The following is a 17,924-nucleotide window of genomic DNA, read 5'->3' as shown; positions in this document are numbered from 1 at the left end:
CACTACTGCTGTCAGGAAGTGGAAGCCATGAATGCCACCACGCTCGAAGAAGCTGCTCTGCGCTTGCCCATTCAAGAGCGCGCCGCGCTGACGCACAAGCTGCTGCTCAGTCTCGAGGAACAAAGCGAGGAAGAGATTGCCCAAGCTTGGCATAGCGAAGCTGCGCGCCGAGCGGCGGAGATCGACAGCGGAATGGCCGACACGGTGTCGTCTGAGGAAGCGCGCAGCGCCGCTCGCCTGTTGTTGCGATGAACTTCCGCTTCCACCGTGCCGCTCTGCGCGAGCATCTCGATGAGGTCGCGTTTTATGAAGGTCGTCTGCATGGATTGGGCGCGGACTACCTTGCCGAGTTTGAGGCGATCATGGTGTGCGTTTGCGCCTCGCCCGATGCTGATCCGGTGGTGACACCGCAGGCAATCCGCAAGGCCAGACTCAAGCGCTTTCCGTTCGATGTCCTCTTCCGCGTCGAGTCAGCGCAAGTCGTGATTCTCGCGATCGCCCACCAACGTCGTCGACCAAACTACTGGATCGGGCGCGCCGTCAAGTGAGCGAGGTGATTCCGCAGCCGCCACGACGCGGTTGCGGCCCCGCTGTTTGGCCTGGTTGAGCGCCTGGTTGAGCGCCTGGTTGAGCGCCTGGTTGAGCGCCTGGTTGAGCGCCTGGTCGGCGCCCGCATCGGCGCTCAAGCGTGACCTGTCACCGCATGCAGCCGTAAACTCGGCGTTTGCCGCAGCGAACCCGCCCCGTGACCACGATCCAGCAAGAACACTTCATCCAGTCCGTCGCCGACGCGCTGCAGTACATCAGCTACTACCACCCGGTCGACTACATCAAGAACCTGGCGAAAGCCTACGAACGCGAACAGTCGCCGGCGGCCAAGGACGCGATTGCGCAGATCCTGATCAATTCGCGCATGTGTGCGGAAGGGCATCGGCCGATCTGCCAGGACACCGGCATCGTCACCGTGTTCCTGGAAGTGGGCATGAATGTGCGCTGGGACGCGACGCTGTCGGTCGAGGACATGGTCAACGAAGGCGTGCGCCGCGCCTACCTGCATCCCGACAACAAGCTGCGCGCCTCGGTGCTCGCTGACCCCGCTGGCAAGCGCACGAACACGAAGGACAACACGCCCGCCGTCGTCCACGTCAAGATCGTGCCCGGCGACAAACTCGACGTGACGGTGGCGGCGAAGGGTGGTGGTTCCGAGGCGAAGTCGAAGTTCGCGATGCTGAATCCGTCCGACTCGGTCGTCGACTGGGTGCTCAAGACCGTGCCGACCATGGGCGCCGGCTGGTGCCCGCCGGGCATGCTCGGCATCGGTATCGGCGGCACCGCCGAAAAGGCGATGCTGCTGGCGAAGGAAGCGCTGATGGAGCCGATCGACATCCAGGACCTGATCGCGCGTGGTGCGAAGACCCGTGCCGAGGAACTGCGCATCGAGCTGTATGGCAAGGTCAATGCGCTGGGCATCGGCGCGCAGGGACTCGGTGGGCTGACCACCGTGCTCGATGTGAAGGTGCGCGACTATCCGACCCACGCCGCCAACCTGCCGGTCGCGATGATTCCCAATTGCGCGGCCACGCGGCACGCGCACTTCACCCTCGATGGTTCCGGCCCGGTGATGCTCGATCCGCCGTCGCTCGATGCCTGGCCGAAGCTCACTTACGACGTATCCAAGGGTCGGCGCGTGAACCTGGACACGATCACCAAGGCCGAGGTCGCGACTTGGCAGCCGGGCGACGTGATCCTGCTCAGCGGCAAGCTGTTGACCGCGCGCGATGCCGCGCACAAGCGCCTGATCGACATGCTCAACCGGGGCGAGCCGATGCCGGTCGATTTCCGCAACCGCTTCATCTACTACGTCGGCCCGGTCGATCCGGTGCGCGATGAAGTCGTCGGCCCCGCCGGCCCGACCACGGCCACGCGCATGGACAAGTTCACGCGCCAGCTGCTCGAGTCGACCGGATTGCTCGGCATGGTTGGCAAGTCAGAACGCGGCCCCGAGGCGATCAGTGCGATCAAGGACAACGCCGCGATTTATCTGATGGCCGTCGGTGGCGCCGCCTACCTGGTGTCGAAGGCGATCAAGGCCGCGCGCGTGCTCGCTTTCGCAGATCTCGGCATGGAAGCGATTTACGAGTTCGAAGTGCGCGACATGCCGGTCACCGTCGCGGTCGACAGCAAGGGCACTTCGGTGCACCAGACCGGTCCGCGCGAATGGCAGGCGCGCATCGGCAAGATTCCGCTGGTCGCGGTCTGATCTGGGAACCGGCTTGATGCCGCCTGCACGTCGGGCGCGATAGTGTGAGGGCCATTCCATTCGCAAGGGGCGTAAACATGACCGCGATCCACGATTTCAGCGCGCAGGACATCGACGGCAAGAACGTCAAGCTGTCGGCCTATGCGGGCAAGGTGATGTTGATCGTCAATGTCGCCTCCAAGTGCGGGTTCACGCCGCAGTACACCGGTCTGGAAGCGCTGTGGCGCAAGTATCGCGAGCGGGGCTTGGTCGTGCTCGGATTTCCCTACGACCAGTTCGGGCACCAGGAGCCGGGCGATGCCGAGGAGATCAGGAACTTCTGCGCGCTGAATTACGAGGTCAGCTTCCCGATGTTTGCCAAGGTCGAGGTGAACGGCGCCAACGCGCATCCGCTGTGGCAGTGGCTGAAGTCGCAGAAGTCCGGGTTCCTCGGGCTCGACGCGATCAAGTGGAACTTCAGCAAGTTCCTGGTCGACCGTTCCGGCAATGTGGTCAAGCGCTACGCGCCGACCGACACCCCGGAGAAGATCGAGAAGGATCTGGCGGCGGCGCTGCTGAGCTGAGGACCGGGGCGCAGAGCGCCCCTTGCAGCGCGGCCTATACTGCGGCGGACTCCGCCGGCTTGGCTCCGGACGAGAGTCGCCGCCGGAGATTTTCCTGCCGGCGGAATCGGCTCCATCTGCAGCAGGAGGCTCCATGAAGCCCGTGCAACTGCTTTGCGCCATTGCCCTCACCAGCGTCTGCGTACTCGGCGCCATGCCGGCCCTGGCCGCAACCACGCCCTACGTCGAGGACTTCGAAAGCTACCCGCCCGGCGACGTCGCGGTGACAAACTTCACCGAGATCGCGACCGCAGACTGGACCGTGGCTGCCCCGAGTTTTTCCGGCAAGGGCTACGAGAACGCGATCAGCGTAAGTGTGGCGGGCGTTGGCTTCGCGGCCGGAAAAGCGTCGTCGTCGGCGATCCAGCTCACCGACATTGCCGGCACAGCGTTTTCGATCTCGACTTTTTTCCGTATCGACAGTCTGGTCGCCACCAGCGTCGACCCGAGCGGGAATGCCTTCATCGGATTGGCCGCACGGGCCGGCGACGGCAGCTACGCCGCGTCCAGCGCCGACCGCTACGAACTGGCGTACTACCTCGACGGCATCAGCACTCGTCCGACCGGCAAGTTGTACTTGAGCGAGAAGAACATCTCGTTCGGCGACGGCCTCGGCGGCGCCCTGTCGGCGGGGACATTGGTCCCGGTTCCGGGCAATGTCTACTGGCTCAACCTCAGCGGAACGCCGATGGGTGGGAGTCTCGCGATCACCGCGACCCTGGTTGACATCACTGGCGGTGGTTCGATCACGGTATCCGCGACCGATGGCGCCAACGTGCTCACTGGCAGCTATTTCGGCTACTCGAGCTACGTCCGCGTGCAAGACGGCGGAGTGACCGCGATCAATGTCGACTTCGACACCTTCTCGACGCTCGCCAACCAACTGTTCAGCGACAGCTTCGAGTAAGTGCGCCGGCGCTCGCGCTAGTTCTTGCCCGCCGCTGCGGATGCTGCGGCGGTTTGCGCCTTGGTCCAGACCACTCGTACCGAGACCACGGTGTCCTTCGGTACCTCCAGTTCCATGCCCGGACGATTGCGCAGGGCGATGCGCAGGCCGGCGCGGTTGAAGGACTTGAGTTCGCCTTCGCGGGTCGAGCTCATGGTGGTTTCGATGATCACGCGTTCGCCGATCATCAAAGCCAGGTCGTCGTAGCTGACTTCCTCGACCACCGGCTTGTCGGCGGTCGGTACCTGGCCGTCAACGCCGATCATCGTCGATTCGGCGTTGACCAGCATGGTCGGCACGGCCGGACCGGGCGCCAGCGCCGGCTCCGCAGCGGCGGCGACCTGCGCGTCTGCCGGCAACGCCGACAAGGCCTGGGCCACGAGGTCGTGGATCTGTGGGGCGCTTTCGATTTTCCCGGCATCCGGATAGGGAACCGCGGTGACGAAGTGCAGCTTGAATGGCACCGCCTTCTCCTCGTTCACGCGCAGGTTCGCGTTCAGCATCCACAGCAGGTCGCTGCCCGAGTAGCTGGCGAGTTTTTCCAGAGACACTGCATCCGCTGGCGTCGCTTCGTAGGTCATGGCACCGCCGGAGGTGACGAAGTTGCGGTAGCGCTCGACCAGTTGCGGGCTCGCGAGCATGCCCCAGTTCAGCAGTCGACGTTGCACGTAATCGATGTGCTGGTCGACGAACTGCGCTTCCGTCAGTTGCGCCCGCTCGGCGCAGTAGGCATTGCGCGCCGCGATGAAACCGTCGTCCTGCACCGTCCAGCGTTCGTTGCGCAACTTGGCCTGCTCCCAGTCGACCAGCACCATGTTGCCTGCGTGCGTGGCTTGCCAATTGGCCTCATAGCGCCACGACGAACGCCCAGGTGCGGTGAGCGCGAGCACCATGGCGATGCTGTCGCTGCCGCTGGCGTTGAGATCGAGTTCCAGATCGACGCCGCGGGTCGGCAGCTGCATTGCCCCGTGCAACTCGTCCTCGGTCCAGTACAGATCCTGGTCGCAACCCTCTCCCTCGAACACGGATCCGGAGGCGAGACCGTGGACATCGTCGTCCCACATGTACTGATGCGCGTAATCGGAAAACACCACGCCCTCGAAGCGCGCATGGATGCGCGGCATCGCTGGAATGTTCTCGAGCGGAGAATCTCCGCTGGCCTGCTCTGCGGCCTTTGCAGCCCAGCGCGCGGCGCGGCTCTTCAGTAAGCCACTCGGCGCCCCGAACGAGAACGCCGACTTCAGCACCCAGCCCCAGCCGGGGGTGTCGATGATCATGCGTTCGGCGGTGATGGCGTCGGTTTCGGGGTCGCCGTCCCAGGCCCAGAGTCGCACCTTGTGCGCGCCAATGTCGCCGTTCCAGTCGACGAACGTCCCGTCGAAACTGGCCCAGCCGATCAGGTTCAAGGACTGCATCGCATCGGAAGCGACGCCGCGAATGCGCACGTAAGCGAAGCCGCCGAGTCCGACGAGCAGAACGAAGACCTTGGCCCACCATGGCCAGCCAGCAGTGGATTTCGACACCGGAACTCCTGGGTCAGGTTCGGGCTGCGCGATAGGCGTCACGCAGCAGTTCGTGGAAATGGAACAGCGCATTCTCGCGCTTCGGATTCAGGCGCCCCGCAGCATAGCGACCGCTCGCCAGCGATTTCTGCACGTGTGCACAGATGTCCGCGTCCTCGGCCTGGACTTCGTCGCTGAAACGCTGGTCCTGCTCGTTGCGGCGAAGTGCTTCGGGTGAAGCATCGGCCGGGTAGTAGAAATCAAAGTCGACGGCACAGCGGTCGATCGCAAGCGGCACGATCCGGTTCGTCTGCAGCCGGTTCGGCAGGATATTCAACATCAGGTTTGGCCACAGATAGAAATACAGCGCCACGCCATCGCCGTAGAAATTGCCGGCGCCCTCGATCGGGCTGTACTGCAGGGAATGCCAGCGTGCGGTCGTGGTGACGTAGCTGCGATAATCGAGCAGGCGGTTCAGCACCGGATGCACGTGCGGGACGTGGTAGCCCTCCAGATAGTTGTCGGCGTACACCTTCCAGTTGCATGCGACCGGATAGCGTTGAGAACGCGCGAAACGGTAGTCGGAAAAGTCGCGGTCGTCGAGATGTTGCTCGCTGCCCGCGAACAGGTCGGCGAGCGCCAGTTGCGGGTCGAGTGCGGCGAAGACCAAGCCGCGCCAGACGTCGACGGCGATCGCTTCCAGATGGATGGTCGCCGGATTGAACGCCTCGGCATCCTGCATTTCGGTGGCGGCCTTGAGCGCACCGTCGAGTGTATAGGTCCAACCGTGATAGTGGCAGCGCAGGCTGCGGGCGCCACGGCCGTCGCAGGTGGCGAGCGGGCCGGCGCGATGTCGGCAGGCATTGACGAATCCGCGCAGGCGACCGTCTTCCCCACGCACCACCAGGATCGGCACGCCGGCGATCTCGGAGACGACGTGGTCACCACCTGCAGCCAGTCGCGAGACGCCCGCGACCAGTTGCCAATGCCGCGCGAAGATGGCGCGGCGTTCGAGATCGGCGATGTCCGACTCGGTGTAGAAGCGTGCGGCGAGCGCCGTTGCGGTGGCGAGTGCCTGCGCTTGCGACTGCGAATCGGCGACCGTGGTCATGCGACCGGTCGGCGCTCCATCGCTTGCAGGCGCGAGTTGAGAATGTCTGGTGTGAAGCCCAGCCCGGCCGTCACCTGCTCCAGGAACTCGCGTTCACGTGGGCGCACGCGACCATCCGATCCGGCCAGGTTCAGCAGCGTTTCGTAAAGCCGGCCGACCTCGGGCGATCCGGCGGGATGCACCGAGAGGAAGCGTTCCAGCTCCACGCCGATGTCGATCTGGCGGGCCTTGCCGCGGTTCATCGCCTCCAGGGCAATCTTGCGTGCGGAGATCGACAGGTGCATGTCGTCCATCAAATTGTTGAGAAATGCCGCCTCGTCGTCGGTGACGATCGAATCGGCGCGTGCCAGGTAACCGAGCAGTCCGAACACCACCTGCAGGGTGACCTGTTGGTTGTCGTCGATCTTGCCACCGGAGAACAGCTCACCGAGCGCCAACCGGATGTCCTTCAACAGTCCACTTGCCATGGAAGCCTCCACTCTGTCGGGATGCCGATGGTGCGCCGTCCAGACCGTTCTGAAAAGAGGGCCGCGAGCCACCCGATTGCAGCGAGCGGTAAACGAAACGAGCGCGAATTCGCGCGACAGGCCCCTTTTTGCGTTTTTCGTGCTAGGGTGCCGCCGCTGTGTGTGTTCGGACGCCCGGAAACGGGATCCGCCCAGCGGCCGCTTCGCCTAGTCTGATCCATGATCTGCATGACGAATCGCCCTCGGTTTTGGGCATTTCCAGCAAGTCGGTGATCCTTTTTGATCACCTGGTCTAAATCTTTGGAAATTGGAGTTACAGCAATGTCAGCAGATCGTCAGGTTGGTACCGTCAAGTGGTTCAACGAAGCCAAGGGCTTCGGTTTCATCGCCCGCGACAGCGGCCCGGACGTGTTCGTTCACTTCCGCGCCATCCAGGGTACGGGTTTCAAGACCCTCCAGGAAGGCCAGAAGGTGAGCTTCAAGGTCGTGCAGGGCCAGAAGGGCCTGCAGGCCGATCAGGTCACGCCGGTCTGATTTCAACCCGCAACGGTTGATACCGAAGACACCGGGAGCGATCCCGGTGTCTTTTTTTATGCGCTCGCCAACGTCGGCCTTGCTAGATTCGGCGCATGACCCGCGCCATCCATCCGCGTCGTACCAGACCGCTGCCCGCGTGGCTGCTGCTTTTCGCCAGTGTGCTCTGCAGCGCCGGGGAACCTGTCTGGTTTGAGCCCCTGGATCTGCTGATCGGGGCGCAACCCGGTCGTGGGCGCGCAGAGGTCGAACGGCGTCTGCGGGAAACCCACGACCCCGTCGAACAGCGCTGGCTGCGCGCGCTGGCTGCACAGGCCTATGCCGAGCAAGACCCCGGTGGGGCGATGCAACTGTTCGCGGCGGTGGAACGCGAGGCGCGCGCGGTCGGGGATGACGAACTGCTCGTGCTCGCCGTGTCCAGACATGCGCTGCTGCTCGATGGCAGTGGCGGAGCGCAGCGCGCACGCGGGCTGCTGCTGGACTTGCGCGATGAACTGGGCAAGCGCGGCCACCCGCAAGCGGAGGCCCGGTTGCTGCGCTCGCTGGGCGTTCTCGAGCGCCGCGCCGGGGAGATCGACCGCGCGTTGGCATATTTCGATCAGGCGCTTGCCCTCGACGGCAGACGCGGCGACGCACTGGGCGAAGCGGCGTCGCGCAATCTGCTGGCCAGCCTGCAGGTGCGCCGCGGCCAGTTCTACGAGGCCATCCAGAATCACTCGCGCGCGCTCGGCATCTACCGCGGCGCCGGCCGTGACCGTGATGCCGCGCAGACACTGCGCGCGGTAGCTGCGCTGTATCTGACCCTGCGCGACTACGTCCAAGCCGAGGCGACGGCGGTGGAGATGTTGGCAATGCTGCCGGGCGAAGCGGTCGGTGGGCGCGTCACCGGGCTGTGCCTGCGTGCGCAGGCACTTCAGTCGATGGACGATTTCGAGACCGCGGAAGCACACGCGCGCGCGGCGGTGGCCTTGGCCGAATCGCGCGGTGGCCTGCCTTCCCAGTCGGAAGCGCTGCGTACGCTCGCGCGCGTATTGGTCGCGCGCGGGCAGGGTGTCGCCGCGGTCGTCATCGCCGAGCGTTCGCTCGCGATCTCGCTCAAGGTCGATGGCTCGCGCGCGCAACTGGACAAGCGGCTGACCCTGGCGTCGGCGCGGCACGCGGCCGGATCGCTGGCGGAGGCGCGAGGCGAAACCGAGGTTGTGCTTGCCGCCGCGCGCCAGCAACAGGATTCGGTGCTCGAGCGCGAGGCACTGGAATTGCTGTCGCGCATCCTGCTGGCGCAGGGCAAGAGCGCTGAAGCGTTTGCCGAGCGACTGCGCTACGAGGAGGTCGATGCCAGCCTGGAGACGGCGCTGTCGAGTCGCCGCATCGCCGACCTGATCACCGGTCTGGAGCGTGATCGGCAGAAGGCGGCGATCGAACTGCTGGAGAAGGACAACCGCATCCAGGCGCTCGATCTGACGCGCAATCGCTGGACCGTGATCGGACTCGGCGCAATCGCGGCACTGGTGGCGATTGTGGCGGTAGTGTTCTTCCTGCGCGCCCGCTATGCCGACCGGGTAGCCGCGTTGACCAACGCTCGCCATCGCGAAACCGAGGCACAGCATGCGGCGCTGCGGGCTGCGCACGAAGCGCTGGAGCGCAGCGCCGCCGAACTGGAACATGTTGCCAGCCACGATGCGCTCACCGGCTTGTGGAATCGACATGCGCTCGGACGGCGGCTGGCGAGTTTCCTGGATCGGGGCCGGGACGGTGCGCAGCGCGCGCTGATGCTGATCGATGTCGATCACTTCAAGTTGATCAATGACACCCACGGCCACCACGTCGGCGATGCCGTGCTGTGCGAGATCGCGCGGCGCATGCGCGATGCGCTGGACGCCGACGAACTGCTCGGACGCTGGGGCGGCGAGGAGTTTTTGCTGGCCTGCCGCGGCGCCGATGCGGGCAAGGTTCGGGAGGCCGCGCAAGCGCTGCTCGAATCCCTGCGCGGTCGACCGATCCGCGTCGACGAACTGTCGATCGCGGTCACCATCAGCATCGGTTTGTCGGAACTCGGTAGCGATACACCGATCGATCTGGATGCCGCATTGCGCCGCGCAGATGCCGCGCTGTATCGAGCCAAGCATCTGGGTCGCGACCGCGTCGAGGTCGTGGCCCAGGTATGAAAAACCCGGCGCAAGGCCGGGTTCTTCAAATACCGCGTGGATAGCGCCGGTCAGTTCTGGCTGGGCGTGTTTTCCGAGAAGTACTCGTGGTTGTCGGCGTTGTCGAGGGCGTTGTCCGGGTTGCTGAGCGCGAGGCTCTTGGCGCCGCTCTGGCCGTAGACGTGGTCGTCGGTGCCGGCGACGGCGTTGAAGTGGCTCATCTCGTGGATCAGGGTGCCGGCGCGCGAATCGGTACCGGTGTTGGCCGCAGACCAGAACGCCTTGCAGACGTAGATCTTGTAGGGCTGGGTCGGATAGACGTAGGCGAAATAGGTCTTCTTGCAGCCACAGTCGACGGTGATCGGCTTGGTCGCGAACGCGGCCTGGATGGCGTCGAAGTGGTTCTTGCCAGTGGTGTAGCGGGAACTGGTGGCCGCTCCAAACCAGGTCGAGTAGCGCGCGCTGATGTTCGTGTAGGAGTGCGATGCGAAGTACGACTTGGCGTTGCCGGCGTAACTGTCCGCAGAGTTCAGTGCCGTCATCAGCTGCGATTTCTGCGTGGTCGTGCACTTGGTGAAGGTCGGCGTGATGCCGAGTGCCTTCACGCCCAGACCGGCGTAGGGATCATCCCCGGCGCGCTGGGCGAGGAACTGGTCGGAGCCGTCCACCCACATCAGCGTCGGCGTGGTGTTGATGCGCTTGGCGCGGCCAGAGTTATCGAACAGGAACTCGTCGTAACGGACTTCGTACTGGCCGCTCTTGGCGAAGTTGTAGAACGCCGAGAGGTCGAGTTCGACCGAGCGTGTCTCACCCGGGCGCAATGTCATGTAGTCGCGCGAGGTCGGTTCGCCACGCTTGATCATGCGTCCGGTGTAAGCAACTTCCTCGCCGCCGACGTTGATCGCGAACAGCTTGCCGTTGACGCCGAAGAAAGGGGTCTGCCACTTTAGGATGCGCACGACCTGGTCGCTCGGGTTGCGCATGGTGAAGCGCACCGACCCCAGATAGTCGCCGACCGACTTGTCGAGGACCGGCGCCATCTCCACCTGCAGCGAGGCGCCGCCGGAGACGTTGGCAGCCAAGGCGTGGCCGATGGAAGCGGCGAGCAAGGTCGTGCCCAGCGCGAATGCACCCAGATGCTTCATTCTCGATTCCCCTGTTGGTTGGACGTGCCGGCGTGGTGTCGGCACGAGCGGAACTTACGCGCCGAAACTGTGAACTGGCAAGCACTTTCGATGTTGCGCCGCGGCAGTATGGCGGCGCATCCAGGGGGCTGCAATCAGGCCAGCAGGCGGCCGAGCGCCACACGAATGCGCTCGTCGAAGGCACTGCGCGCATTGCTTCCGCTGCCAGGCAGAGCCAGCCACTCTCGCCACAAACGTTCCGCCTCGTCAACCGCGGCTTGCGCTGCGCCGCCGCTGAGCTTGTCGGCCAGCCGAGCCATCTGCAGCTGGCGGCGTTGTTCGCGATCCGCTTCGGGCGAGGCGACCCCGGCGAGCAGTTCGCAGCGAATCGCGAGTACGGTAATCGCGATGTCGTCAGCCAGCTCGTCAGCCAGGGCAGCGGCCTGTGCCGCGTCGCTAAGTGCGGTCACGAGCGACTGGTGCCGCGACGCCAGTTCGGCCGGAATGCCTTGCTCGCGCAAGGCGTCCAGCACGCTCGCCTCCGAGCCATCGGCGCTGGCGTGGGCGATGCGCTGTTCGATCGCGGCGAGCCGCGCGGCAAGTTCCGCCGTGTGTGTGCGAGCCTCGCGCAGCTGCTCGGCTCGAAGCACCGCCATGCGGCGTTCGATCCGGGCCTGGGCGCGATCGCAGGCGAGATCGTCGTCGCGCTGGCGGCCTTCGAGACTCTGGAAGCGCTGGCGCAGCTGGGATGACTGTTGACGCAAGGCGTCCAGCGACAGCTCGGCGTCGGCGAGAGCTTCGATCTCCGCCAGCGTCGAGGCCACCGCCTGCTGCTGCGCGCCGCGTTCGTCGCGCACGCGCTGGCTGTCGTCGCGCTCGCGTTCGAACACCGGGTCGATCAACGCACGCAGCTCTTCCCACAGCGCGTCTTCGCTCTTGCGCTGCCCGCGTGGCAGCGCCTTCCATTGCGGCATCACCGCCTTGGCGATGTTCACCTGGTCGCGGGCATCGGCGGCAGCAAGTTGGCGTCGCACCTGCGCGATCAGTTTCTGCTTGGCTTCGCGTGCCTCGCTGTTGAAGGCCTCGATGCGGGAGTGCACAGCGTCGGCGAGTTGCTTGCGCCGTTGCCCGCTGTCGCGGCGGGCGCTGCCGACCAACTCGGCGACTGCGGCACCGGCGTCGTTCAACTGTTTTCGCCAGTCGAGCAGGGCCGGCAGTGGCAATGCCGGGTCGGCCAGCGCAGCCTCGGCACTGTCGAGCAGCTCGCTCAAACCGCGACCTTTTTCATCGCGCAGCTCCTTGCGCTTTTCGAGGTACGGCTTGGCCGGCGCAATTGATTGATTGAGGATGGCGCGAAAGCGCCTTGCGATGCTGTCGCCGGACTCGCTGGCAGCGTCGGTGATGGTCAGACGCTCCCACTCGCCCTGCAGTTCGCGCACCCGCGTGAGCAGGGCGTCGGGATGCAGGCCGCTGCCGATCAAGGCCTCGGCGGCTTCGCACAGGCGCTGCTTCTGTTCGCGCGACGACCACTGTTGCCAGCGCTCCAGTTTGGCGTAGTCGTGGTCGAGTGCCGCGAGGCGCTTGCCTTCGTCCCAGTGCGCGCGTGGCCATTCGCCTTCCAGCTGCTGCAGCGCCAGACGGGCACTGCGGGCGTCGACGAAACGGCCGCCATCGAGTGCCTCGGCGTAGCGTTGCACAGCGGCATGGACGCGCTCGCGCTGTTGTCGGCGCAGGCTCTGCGCGGCTTCCTGCGCGGCCGCAGCCTGGGCCTTTGCGGCTTCGGCGCCAGCATCCGGCAACACCGCCTCCGCCACCACCTCGACCACGGGGACCATTTCGGCCGCGACCGGCACTGGCTCGGAAACGGCAGGCGGCTCCGGTTTCGGCGGCGGGTTGAGCATGTGCCGCAGGGTATCGACCAGACCGCCGAAACGGCGCGAGATCGGTTGCTCCGCAGCGATGGCCAGATGCAACCAATTCTCCTCGATCTCTGCCAGGCGGCGCTCGGCGTCCTCGCCGCGCGCGCGCAGCAGCTGGTCGACCGCGGCGCACAGTTCCTGCGCGCGCGCCTCGATGGCTTCGGCATCTCCGGCCGCCAGGCGCAGCCGTTGCAGCCGCTCGCGCGCCATCCGCGCCAACTGCTTGTCGTTCTTGCGCGCGCGCTCGTGGATACGTTCGATCTGTGCCGGTTCGTCGATGCGCTCGAGCAGTTGCAGGCGCAGGCTGGCATCGGTGTCCTTGACGCAGCGATCGGCCAGGAACGCGACGCGCTGGATACGTTCCAGGGCGCAGGCGCGCAGTTCGCGTTCGCGGGCTTCGCTGGCGATGAGTTCAAGCAGCGGCGAGTTGTCGAGCACGCGCACGATGCGGACGCGGGCGTCGAGCGCGACACCTGCGTCGAGCAACTGCTGGCGCAGCCGCGCGCCGGCGGCATCGCGTACTTCCGGCGACAGGTCGAGCCGTGCGCGATCTCCGAGCAGCGAAAGATCGACGATGCGTCTCACCGCCGCCAACCGCACCTTGGCGTCGGCGTCATGGCGGGCGATGTCGGGCAGGCGCTCGGTCAGCGCGCTGTCCTGCGACGTGGTCACGGCCTGCGCGCGCTTGTCGGCGTCGGCGCTTTCCCAGGCCGGTCTGGAGAACAGGGAGAACAATTTCATCGGGGCATCCTTGGCGGGTCCGCGTCAGTGCTGCGCGGACGATTTGTCGCAAGCCTAGCAAGGGCGGTCGCCGATCGGCCAGAAGGCAATGCATCGCGGCGCTGCCGCTATGCTGCGCGCCCGCCATTGCACCGAATTGCGCCGATGTCCGATGCCAGCAGATTCTCCGGGATCGACCGCCTCTACGGGCGCGGTGCGGTGTTGCGCCTGCAAGCCCGGCATGTGGCCGTGGTCGGGGTCGGCGGTGTCGGGTCGTGGGCAGCCGAGGCGCTGGTGCGCAGTGGCATCGGCGAGCTGACCTTGTTCGATGCCGACGAGATCTGCGTGTCCAACAGCAACCGCCAGGTGCACGCTCTGGTCGGCCAATTCGGACGGCTCAAAGTCGAGTCCCTGGGTGAGCGTTTGCGCTTGATCTCGCCGCAGATCCGGATCAACGAGGAGGCCGCCTTCGTGACGCCGGCCACGCTCGCCGAGCAGATCGGCCGCGGTTATGACCTGGTGCTCGACTGCTGTGATGCGTTTCGGGTCAAGGTCGAGCTGATCGCTTTCTGCCGGCGGCGCAAGCTGCCGCTGATCGTTTCCGGCTCGGCAGGCGGGCGCACCGATCCGACCCGCATCAGCGTGCGCGATCTGTCCAAGACCGAACACGACGCGATGCTTGCGCTGATCCGCAAAAAGCTTCGCGACGAGTTCCATTTTCCGCGCGGACCCAAGCGCTACTTCGGCGTGCAGGCGGTTTATTCGCTGGAGAACGTGCGCTATCCGCAAGCCGATGGCAGCGTCTGCGGGCTGCGTCCGCAGGCGGGCGAGGGCGGCAAGCTGGACTGCGGTGGCGGCCTCGGCGCGGCCATGCACGTGACCGCGGGATTTGCCATGGCCATGGTCGGACGGGCACTGGAGCGCCTGCTGCTGGAGCCGCCTCAGGAGGCGGCGAAACCGGCCTGATCGAGCCCGAAAAGGCGGACCGCGTTGGCGGTGGTTGCGGCGGCGATGTTCGCCGCATCGACCCCACGCAGGCCCGCGACGACGGCCGCGACCTCGACGATCGACGCCGGCTCGTTGCGGGCGCCGCGAGCGCTGGCGTTCGGCTGGTCCGGTGCGTCCGACTCCAGCAGCAGCCACTCGATCGGCATGGCCGCGACGATGCCCCGCAGGCGCTGCGCACGTTCGTAGGTGACCGGCCCACCGATGCCGAGATGGAATCCGAGCGCCCACAGCTGCTGCGCCTGTTCCAGGCTGCCGCTGAAACTGTGCACGACGCCACGCAGGCCGCGCTCGCGGCGCAGCCACTGGATCACCTCATCGACGGCGCGGCGCGCGTGCAGGATCAGCGGCAGGTCGAACTCGCGCGCCATCCGCAATTGCGCGGCGAACAGGGAGCGCTGACGCTCGCGGTCCAGACCCCCGACAAAGTAGTCGAGACCGCATTCGCCGACTGCCACCGCGCCTTCGCGCTCGATGAACGCTTCGATCTGCTGCAGGTCCGCGTCGCGATGCTGTTCCAGATACACCGGATGCAGGCCATATGCGGCAAAACGGTCGCGGCGTCCACGACAAAGCGCGGCCAGCGCCGGGAAGGCTTCGGCCGCGACCGCGGGCAGGATCTGTGCGATTACGCCGGCGTCCCGCGCACGCGCACTCACCGCATCGCGGTCAGCGTCGAACTCCGTCGCATCGAGGTGGCAGTGGCTGTCGATCAGGCGCATGACTCACGCCGCCGGCGGCCGCTCGCCACGCTTCCACGCCGAGAACAGCAGCGTGAGCGCGCCGAGCAGGATTTCATCGACGAACGGGATGAAATCCGGAATCAGCACGTCAACGATGAAGATCGCGGCGCTGAACAGGAACAGGGTGCGAAATCGCAATCGCGACAGGAAGGCGAGGATCAGGGCCGGCATGCGCTCACCACGGCTGGGCAGGGACGCCGGAATATCGCATGCTCCGCAAATGCCTGCGTGGAAACCCATGGTCGCGGTCGCCCTGTTCCTCGCCGCGACCGCGGCGATGGCGCAGCCGCGGCTGTATCGCTGCCGCCAGGCGAACGGTCAGTGGGTGTTTCAGGGCCAGCCCTGCGCCGCGGGCGAAGCACCGAGTGACGCCGAACGCGGCCAGCCGCCGGAAATCACGCCGGGCGGGCGCACGGCAGCGCTGCCGGCGCAGTGCGAGACGGTGCCGCTGCATTTCCCGCTGGCCGATCCGGCGCTCGATGGCGCCGAACTCACCTTGTTGTTGCGGCGCGATGCCAACGGCTACCAGGTGGTGTTGCGTCTGGCCGGTGTGGTGGAACGCGATGGCGGTCCGGTGCCGGTGCAATTCAGCGATCGGCTGGGCGCGCAGGGCCTGCGCTTCGACGACGGCGAACGCATCCGACCGGACTTCCGTCGCGGCGATCGCGAGATCGGATGGGGCTACGCACGTTCGGCGGCGCTGCTCGAACGCGCCGGAACGTCGATGCTGGTCGATGTCGAGGTTGAACCGCGCGGTTATGCGCAGTCGCTGCTCTCGGCTCCGCTCGCAACCACCGCATTGGCTGCGGCTCGATCGGAAATGCTGCGTTGCCACCTGCTGCGCGAACGCGTGCGCAAGGCCTCAGATGCGGAACGCGCAGACCAGGTCGACCAGGCAGGCAGCGATACCGAGGCACCGCGTCCCTAGCGAGTACCCGCGCAGCCGCGCGGCGACCATCAGTGCCCGCTCGCCGCTGCATGCGTCAGCCAGTCCGTTGGGTGGAGTATCTACGCCAGCGGGCGGGTATTCGTGTTGTGCTTCGGTCTTCGCGGCAAGCTCGTCGAGACGACTGGACAGGAGTGCCGCCACGATCACGACAACCGCAGTCAGCGCCAACATGATCCAGCGCATTTCCCCGAAGAACGCGGGCAGGCCCTGCTCGGTGACTGCACCCATGCGGCCGAGTTGCACGGCGGCCGCAGCCATCACAACACATCCGGCCGCAATCGTGAAACGGGCCGTAGCATCCGGCTTGAACTTGGGCATGGGCTCGCTCTTGTTGCCGATGGGCGCAAGGTATCGAAAATTGTGAAATTCGGGCAAGCCATCCGATCGGCTCGAGCGCTCCGCTGGTCCGGAAATGCGCCGCCACTCTGCGCCGGTTTTTGAACTATGTTCGGCGAGGTGTCTACCAGCCGCAGGGCAAGCAACATGTCCGAGCAAGGAAACCGGTCCGACCGGGAGCAAGGCGCAGTAGCAGGGGAAGCGAAGCGGACCGGGCGGCTGCTGAGTGTGCTCGGCGTCGCCTTCGGGCTGGCGGTGCTGGTCGGCAACACCATCGGCATGGGCATCCTGCGCACGCCAGGCGAAATCGCTGCGCATCTGCCCTCGGCCGCAGCGTTCCTGCTGGTATGGGTGGCCGGCGCGGTGTATGCGCTGCTCGGAGCGCTGTGTGTGTCCGAACTCGGCGCGATGCGGCCGCGCTCGGGCGGTCTCTACACCTTCGTGCACCACGCGCTCGGCGGATATCCCGGATTTGTCTCCGGCTGGACCGACTGGATCGCTACCTGCGGCAGTGCCGCGGCGGTGGCGATGGTGATCGCCGAATACCTTGGACCGCTGGTGCCGGCACTGGCCGATTGGCAGACCACGGTCGCCGCGGTGCTGCTGGTCGCCTTCACGCTGCTGCACTGGCGCGGCGTGCGCATGGGCGACCTGGCGCAGCAGGGCACCAGCCTGCTCAAGGGCATCGCCTTGGTGGTGCTGGCGCTGGTGGCGCTGGTGGTATCCGTGCCCGAGGCCGCTGGCGCGCCGGTTGCTGCTGCTGCGCCCACGCTGCCGGCGGGCATGGCGCTGGCCGCGGCGGTGGTGCTGTCGTTGCAGTCGGCGATCTACACCTATGACGGCTGGACCGGCCCGGTCTATTTCGGCGAGGAAGTACGCGACCCCGGGCGCAACCTGCCGCGCGCGATGATTGGCGGCGTGCTGATCGTGCTCGCGATCTACCTGCTGCTCAACGCCGCGTTCCTGCGCGTGGTGCCGATCGAGCAGATGGCCGGCGATCCGTTCGTCGCCGCGACCGCGGCCACACGCCTGTTCGGCCCGGTCGGCGACACCGTGCTGCGCGTGCTGATGATCCTGTCGCTGGTCGCTTCGCTCAGCGCGCTGCTGATGATGGGTTCGCGCGTGCCGTATGCGCTAAGCCGCGACCGTCTGTTCCCACAAGTCCTGCAGCGGGTCAACTCCGGCGGCACGCCGGTTCCGGCGCTGCTCGCCGGATTGCTGCTGGCGCTCGCGTTCATCGCCAGCAACACTTTCGATACCGTGGTGTCGCTGCTGGCGTTCTTTTTCGTCGCCAACTACGTGCTGACTTTCACCAGCCTGTTCGTGCTGCGCATCCGCGAACCCGACGCACCACGCCCGTTCCGCGTCCCGCGCTATCCGCTGGTGCCCGGCCTCGCGCTGCTCGGCTCGCTCGCCTTCCTCGCCGCCGCGATCTACAGCGACACGAAAAACAGCCTGCTCGCCCTCGGCCTGGTTGCGGTCAGCTGGCCGGTGTATTGGCTGTTGCGCAAGGGCCACGCCGGATCCAAGTGACGCTCGCGCCGCGGGCGTCACTTCTCCGA

At 66.1% G+C, this 17,924-nt stretch carries 18 protein-coding genes; 10 read left to right on the top strand and 8 right to left on the bottom strand.

Translation table 11 applies throughout. The annotated features are described in order from the left end of the window. Positions 1–27: 27 nt before the first annotated feature. The 5 genes from IPG63_16470 (at position 28) to IPG63_16450 (ending at position 3,769) form a co-directional block, all read left to right on the top strand. Positions 28–252 carry an addiction module protein gene (locus IPG63_16470; GenBank protein MBK6728787.1) on the top strand — a complete coding sequence of 75 codons (225 nt, stop codon included), beginning with the start codon at positions 28–30 and terminating at the stop codon, positions 250–252. After that, positions 249–548, top strand: coding sequence for a type II toxin-antitoxin system RelE/ParE family toxin (locus tag IPG63_16465; GenBank protein ID MBK6728786.1), 300 nt, complete (start codon positions 249–251; stop codon positions 546–548). The genes IPG63_16470 and IPG63_16465 overlap by 4 nt, the downstream gene beginning before the upstream one ends. A 197-nt stretch (positions 549–745) precedes the next feature. Further along, on the top strand, positions 746–2,260 hold the full coding sequence (locus tag IPG63_16460; protein ID MBK6728785.1) for a fumarate hydratase: 1,515 nt from the start codon (positions 746–748) through the stop codon (positions 2,258–2,260). Between the two features lie 77 nt (positions 2,261–2,337). Continuing rightward, complete coding sequence (locus tag IPG63_16455) at positions 2,338–2,823, top strand: glutathione peroxidase (protein MBK6728784.1); 486 nt, start codon at positions 2,338–2,340, stop codon at positions 2,821–2,823. A 133-nt stretch (positions 2,824–2,956) separates the two neighbouring features. Then, entirely contained in the window at positions 2,957–3,769 is an 813-nt protein-coding gene (locus IPG63_16450) for a hypothetical protein (protein MBK6728783.1), read from the top strand. Positions 3,770–3,786: 17 nt separating this feature from the next. Here the strand turns inward: IPG63_16450 and IPG63_16445 are convergent, their stop codons facing one another. The 3 genes from IPG63_16445 to IPG63_16435 are packed head-to-tail and all read right to left on the bottom strand — an operon-like array spanning position 3,787 to position 6,888. Continuing rightward, a complete protein-coding gene (locus tag IPG63_16445; GenBank protein MBK6728782.1) occupies positions 3,787–5,331 on the bottom strand; it encodes a hypothetical protein in 1,545 nt (514 codons plus the stop codon). Positions 5,332–5,344: 13 nt separating this feature from the next. After that, positions 5,345–6,421 carry a Rieske 2Fe-2S domain-containing protein gene (locus tag IPG63_16440; GenBank protein MBK6728781.1) on the bottom strand — a complete coding sequence of 359 codons (1,077 nt, stop codon included), beginning with the start codon at positions 6,419–6,421 and terminating at the stop codon, positions 5,345–5,347. Continuing rightward, the gene (locus IPG63_16435) at positions 6,418–6,888 is read right to left on the bottom strand and encodes a TerB family tellurite resistance protein (GenBank protein MBK6728780.1); all 471 of its coding nucleotides are present in this window, start codon (positions 6,886–6,888) and stop codon (positions 6,418–6,420) included. The genes IPG63_16440 and IPG63_16435 overlap by 4 nt, the downstream gene beginning before the upstream one ends. Positions 6,889–7,209: 321 nt before the next feature. Here IPG63_16435 and IPG63_16430 point away from each other — a divergent pair, with 321 nt between their 5' ends. Both IPG63_16430 and IPG63_16425 read left to right on the top strand, forming a co-directional pair. Next, a complete protein-coding gene (locus IPG63_16430) occupies positions 7,210–7,422 on the top strand; it encodes a cold-shock protein (GenBank protein MBK6728779.1) in 213 nt (70 codons plus the stop codon). Positions 7,423–7,517: 95 nt separating this feature from the next. Further along, complete coding sequence (locus IPG63_16425) at positions 7,518–9,587, top strand: GGDEF domain-containing protein (GenBank protein ID MBK6728778.1); 2,070 nt, start codon at positions 7,518–7,520, stop codon at positions 9,585–9,587. A 50-nt stretch (positions 9,588–9,637) separates the two neighbouring features. Here IPG63_16425 and IPG63_16420 read toward each other — a convergent pair whose 3' ends face one another. Both IPG63_16420 and IPG63_16415 read right to left on the bottom strand, forming a co-directional pair. Next, entirely contained in the window at positions 9,638–10,711 is a 1,074-nt protein-coding gene (locus tag IPG63_16420) for a hypothetical protein (protein ID MBK6728777.1), read from the bottom strand. A 134-nt stretch (positions 10,712–10,845) separates the two neighbouring features. Then, complete coding sequence (locus IPG63_16415; GenBank protein ID MBK6728776.1) at positions 10,846–13,350, bottom strand: hypothetical protein; 2,505 nt, start codon at positions 13,348–13,350, stop codon at positions 10,846–10,848. Positions 13,351–13,494: 144 nt separating this feature from the next. Here IPG63_16415 and IPG63_16410 point away from each other — a divergent pair, with 144 nt between their 5' ends. Next, positions 13,495–14,295, top strand: a complete 801-nt coding sequence (locus IPG63_16410) for a tRNA threonylcarbamoyladenosine dehydratase (protein ID MBK6728775.1) — start codon at positions 13,495–13,497, stop codon at positions 14,293–14,295. On the opposite strand, the gene IPG63_16405 is transcribed toward IPG63_16410, so the two are convergent. Both IPG63_16405 and IPG63_16400 read right to left on the bottom strand, forming a co-directional pair. After that, positions 14,271–15,056, bottom strand: coding sequence for a TatD family hydrolase (locus IPG63_16405; protein MBK6728774.1), 786 nt, complete (start codon positions 15,054–15,056; stop codon positions 14,271–14,273). The two genes, IPG63_16410 and IPG63_16405, sit on opposite strands and share 25 nt — an antisense overlap. Positions 15,057–15,059: 3 nt before the next feature. Next, positions 15,060–15,248 carry a hypothetical protein gene (locus IPG63_16400; protein ID MBK6728773.1) on the bottom strand — a complete coding sequence of 63 codons (189 nt, stop codon included), beginning with the start codon at positions 15,246–15,248 and terminating at the stop codon, positions 15,060–15,062. 67 nt (positions 15,249–15,315) lie between these two features. Here IPG63_16400 and IPG63_16395 point away from each other — a divergent pair, with 67 nt between their 5' ends. Beyond that, the gene (locus tag IPG63_16395) at positions 15,316–16,005 is read left to right on the top strand and encodes a DUF4124 domain-containing protein (protein ID MBK6728772.1); all 690 of its coding nucleotides are present in this window, start codon (positions 15,316–15,318) and stop codon (positions 16,003–16,005) included. Here the strand turns inward: IPG63_16395 and IPG63_16390 are convergent. Next, complete coding sequence (locus IPG63_16390) at positions 15,940–16,284, bottom strand: hypothetical protein (GenBank protein ID MBK6728771.1); 345 nt, start codon at positions 16,282–16,284, stop codon at positions 15,940–15,942. The genes IPG63_16395 and IPG63_16390 overlap by 66 nt on opposite strands. A gap of 225 nt (positions 16,285–16,509) precedes the next feature. Here IPG63_16390 and IPG63_16385 point away from each other — a divergent pair, with 225 nt between their 5' ends. Then, positions 16,510–17,895: an APC family permease gene (locus IPG63_16385; GenBank protein ID MBK6728770.1), complete on the top strand. Its 1,386-nt coding sequence runs from the start codon at positions 16,510–16,512 to the stop codon at positions 17,893–17,895. Positions 17,896–17,924: the final 29 nt, after the last annotated feature.

This window comes from Lysobacterales bacterium, from assembly GCA_016703225.1.
In the GTDB taxonomy this organism is placed as follows: domain Bacteria; phylum Pseudomonadota; class Gammaproteobacteria; order Xanthomonadales; family Ahniellaceae; genus JADKHK01.
Note: the sequence above shows the minus strand (reverse complement) of the source record. Positions and strands in the feature narration are given on the sequence as shown.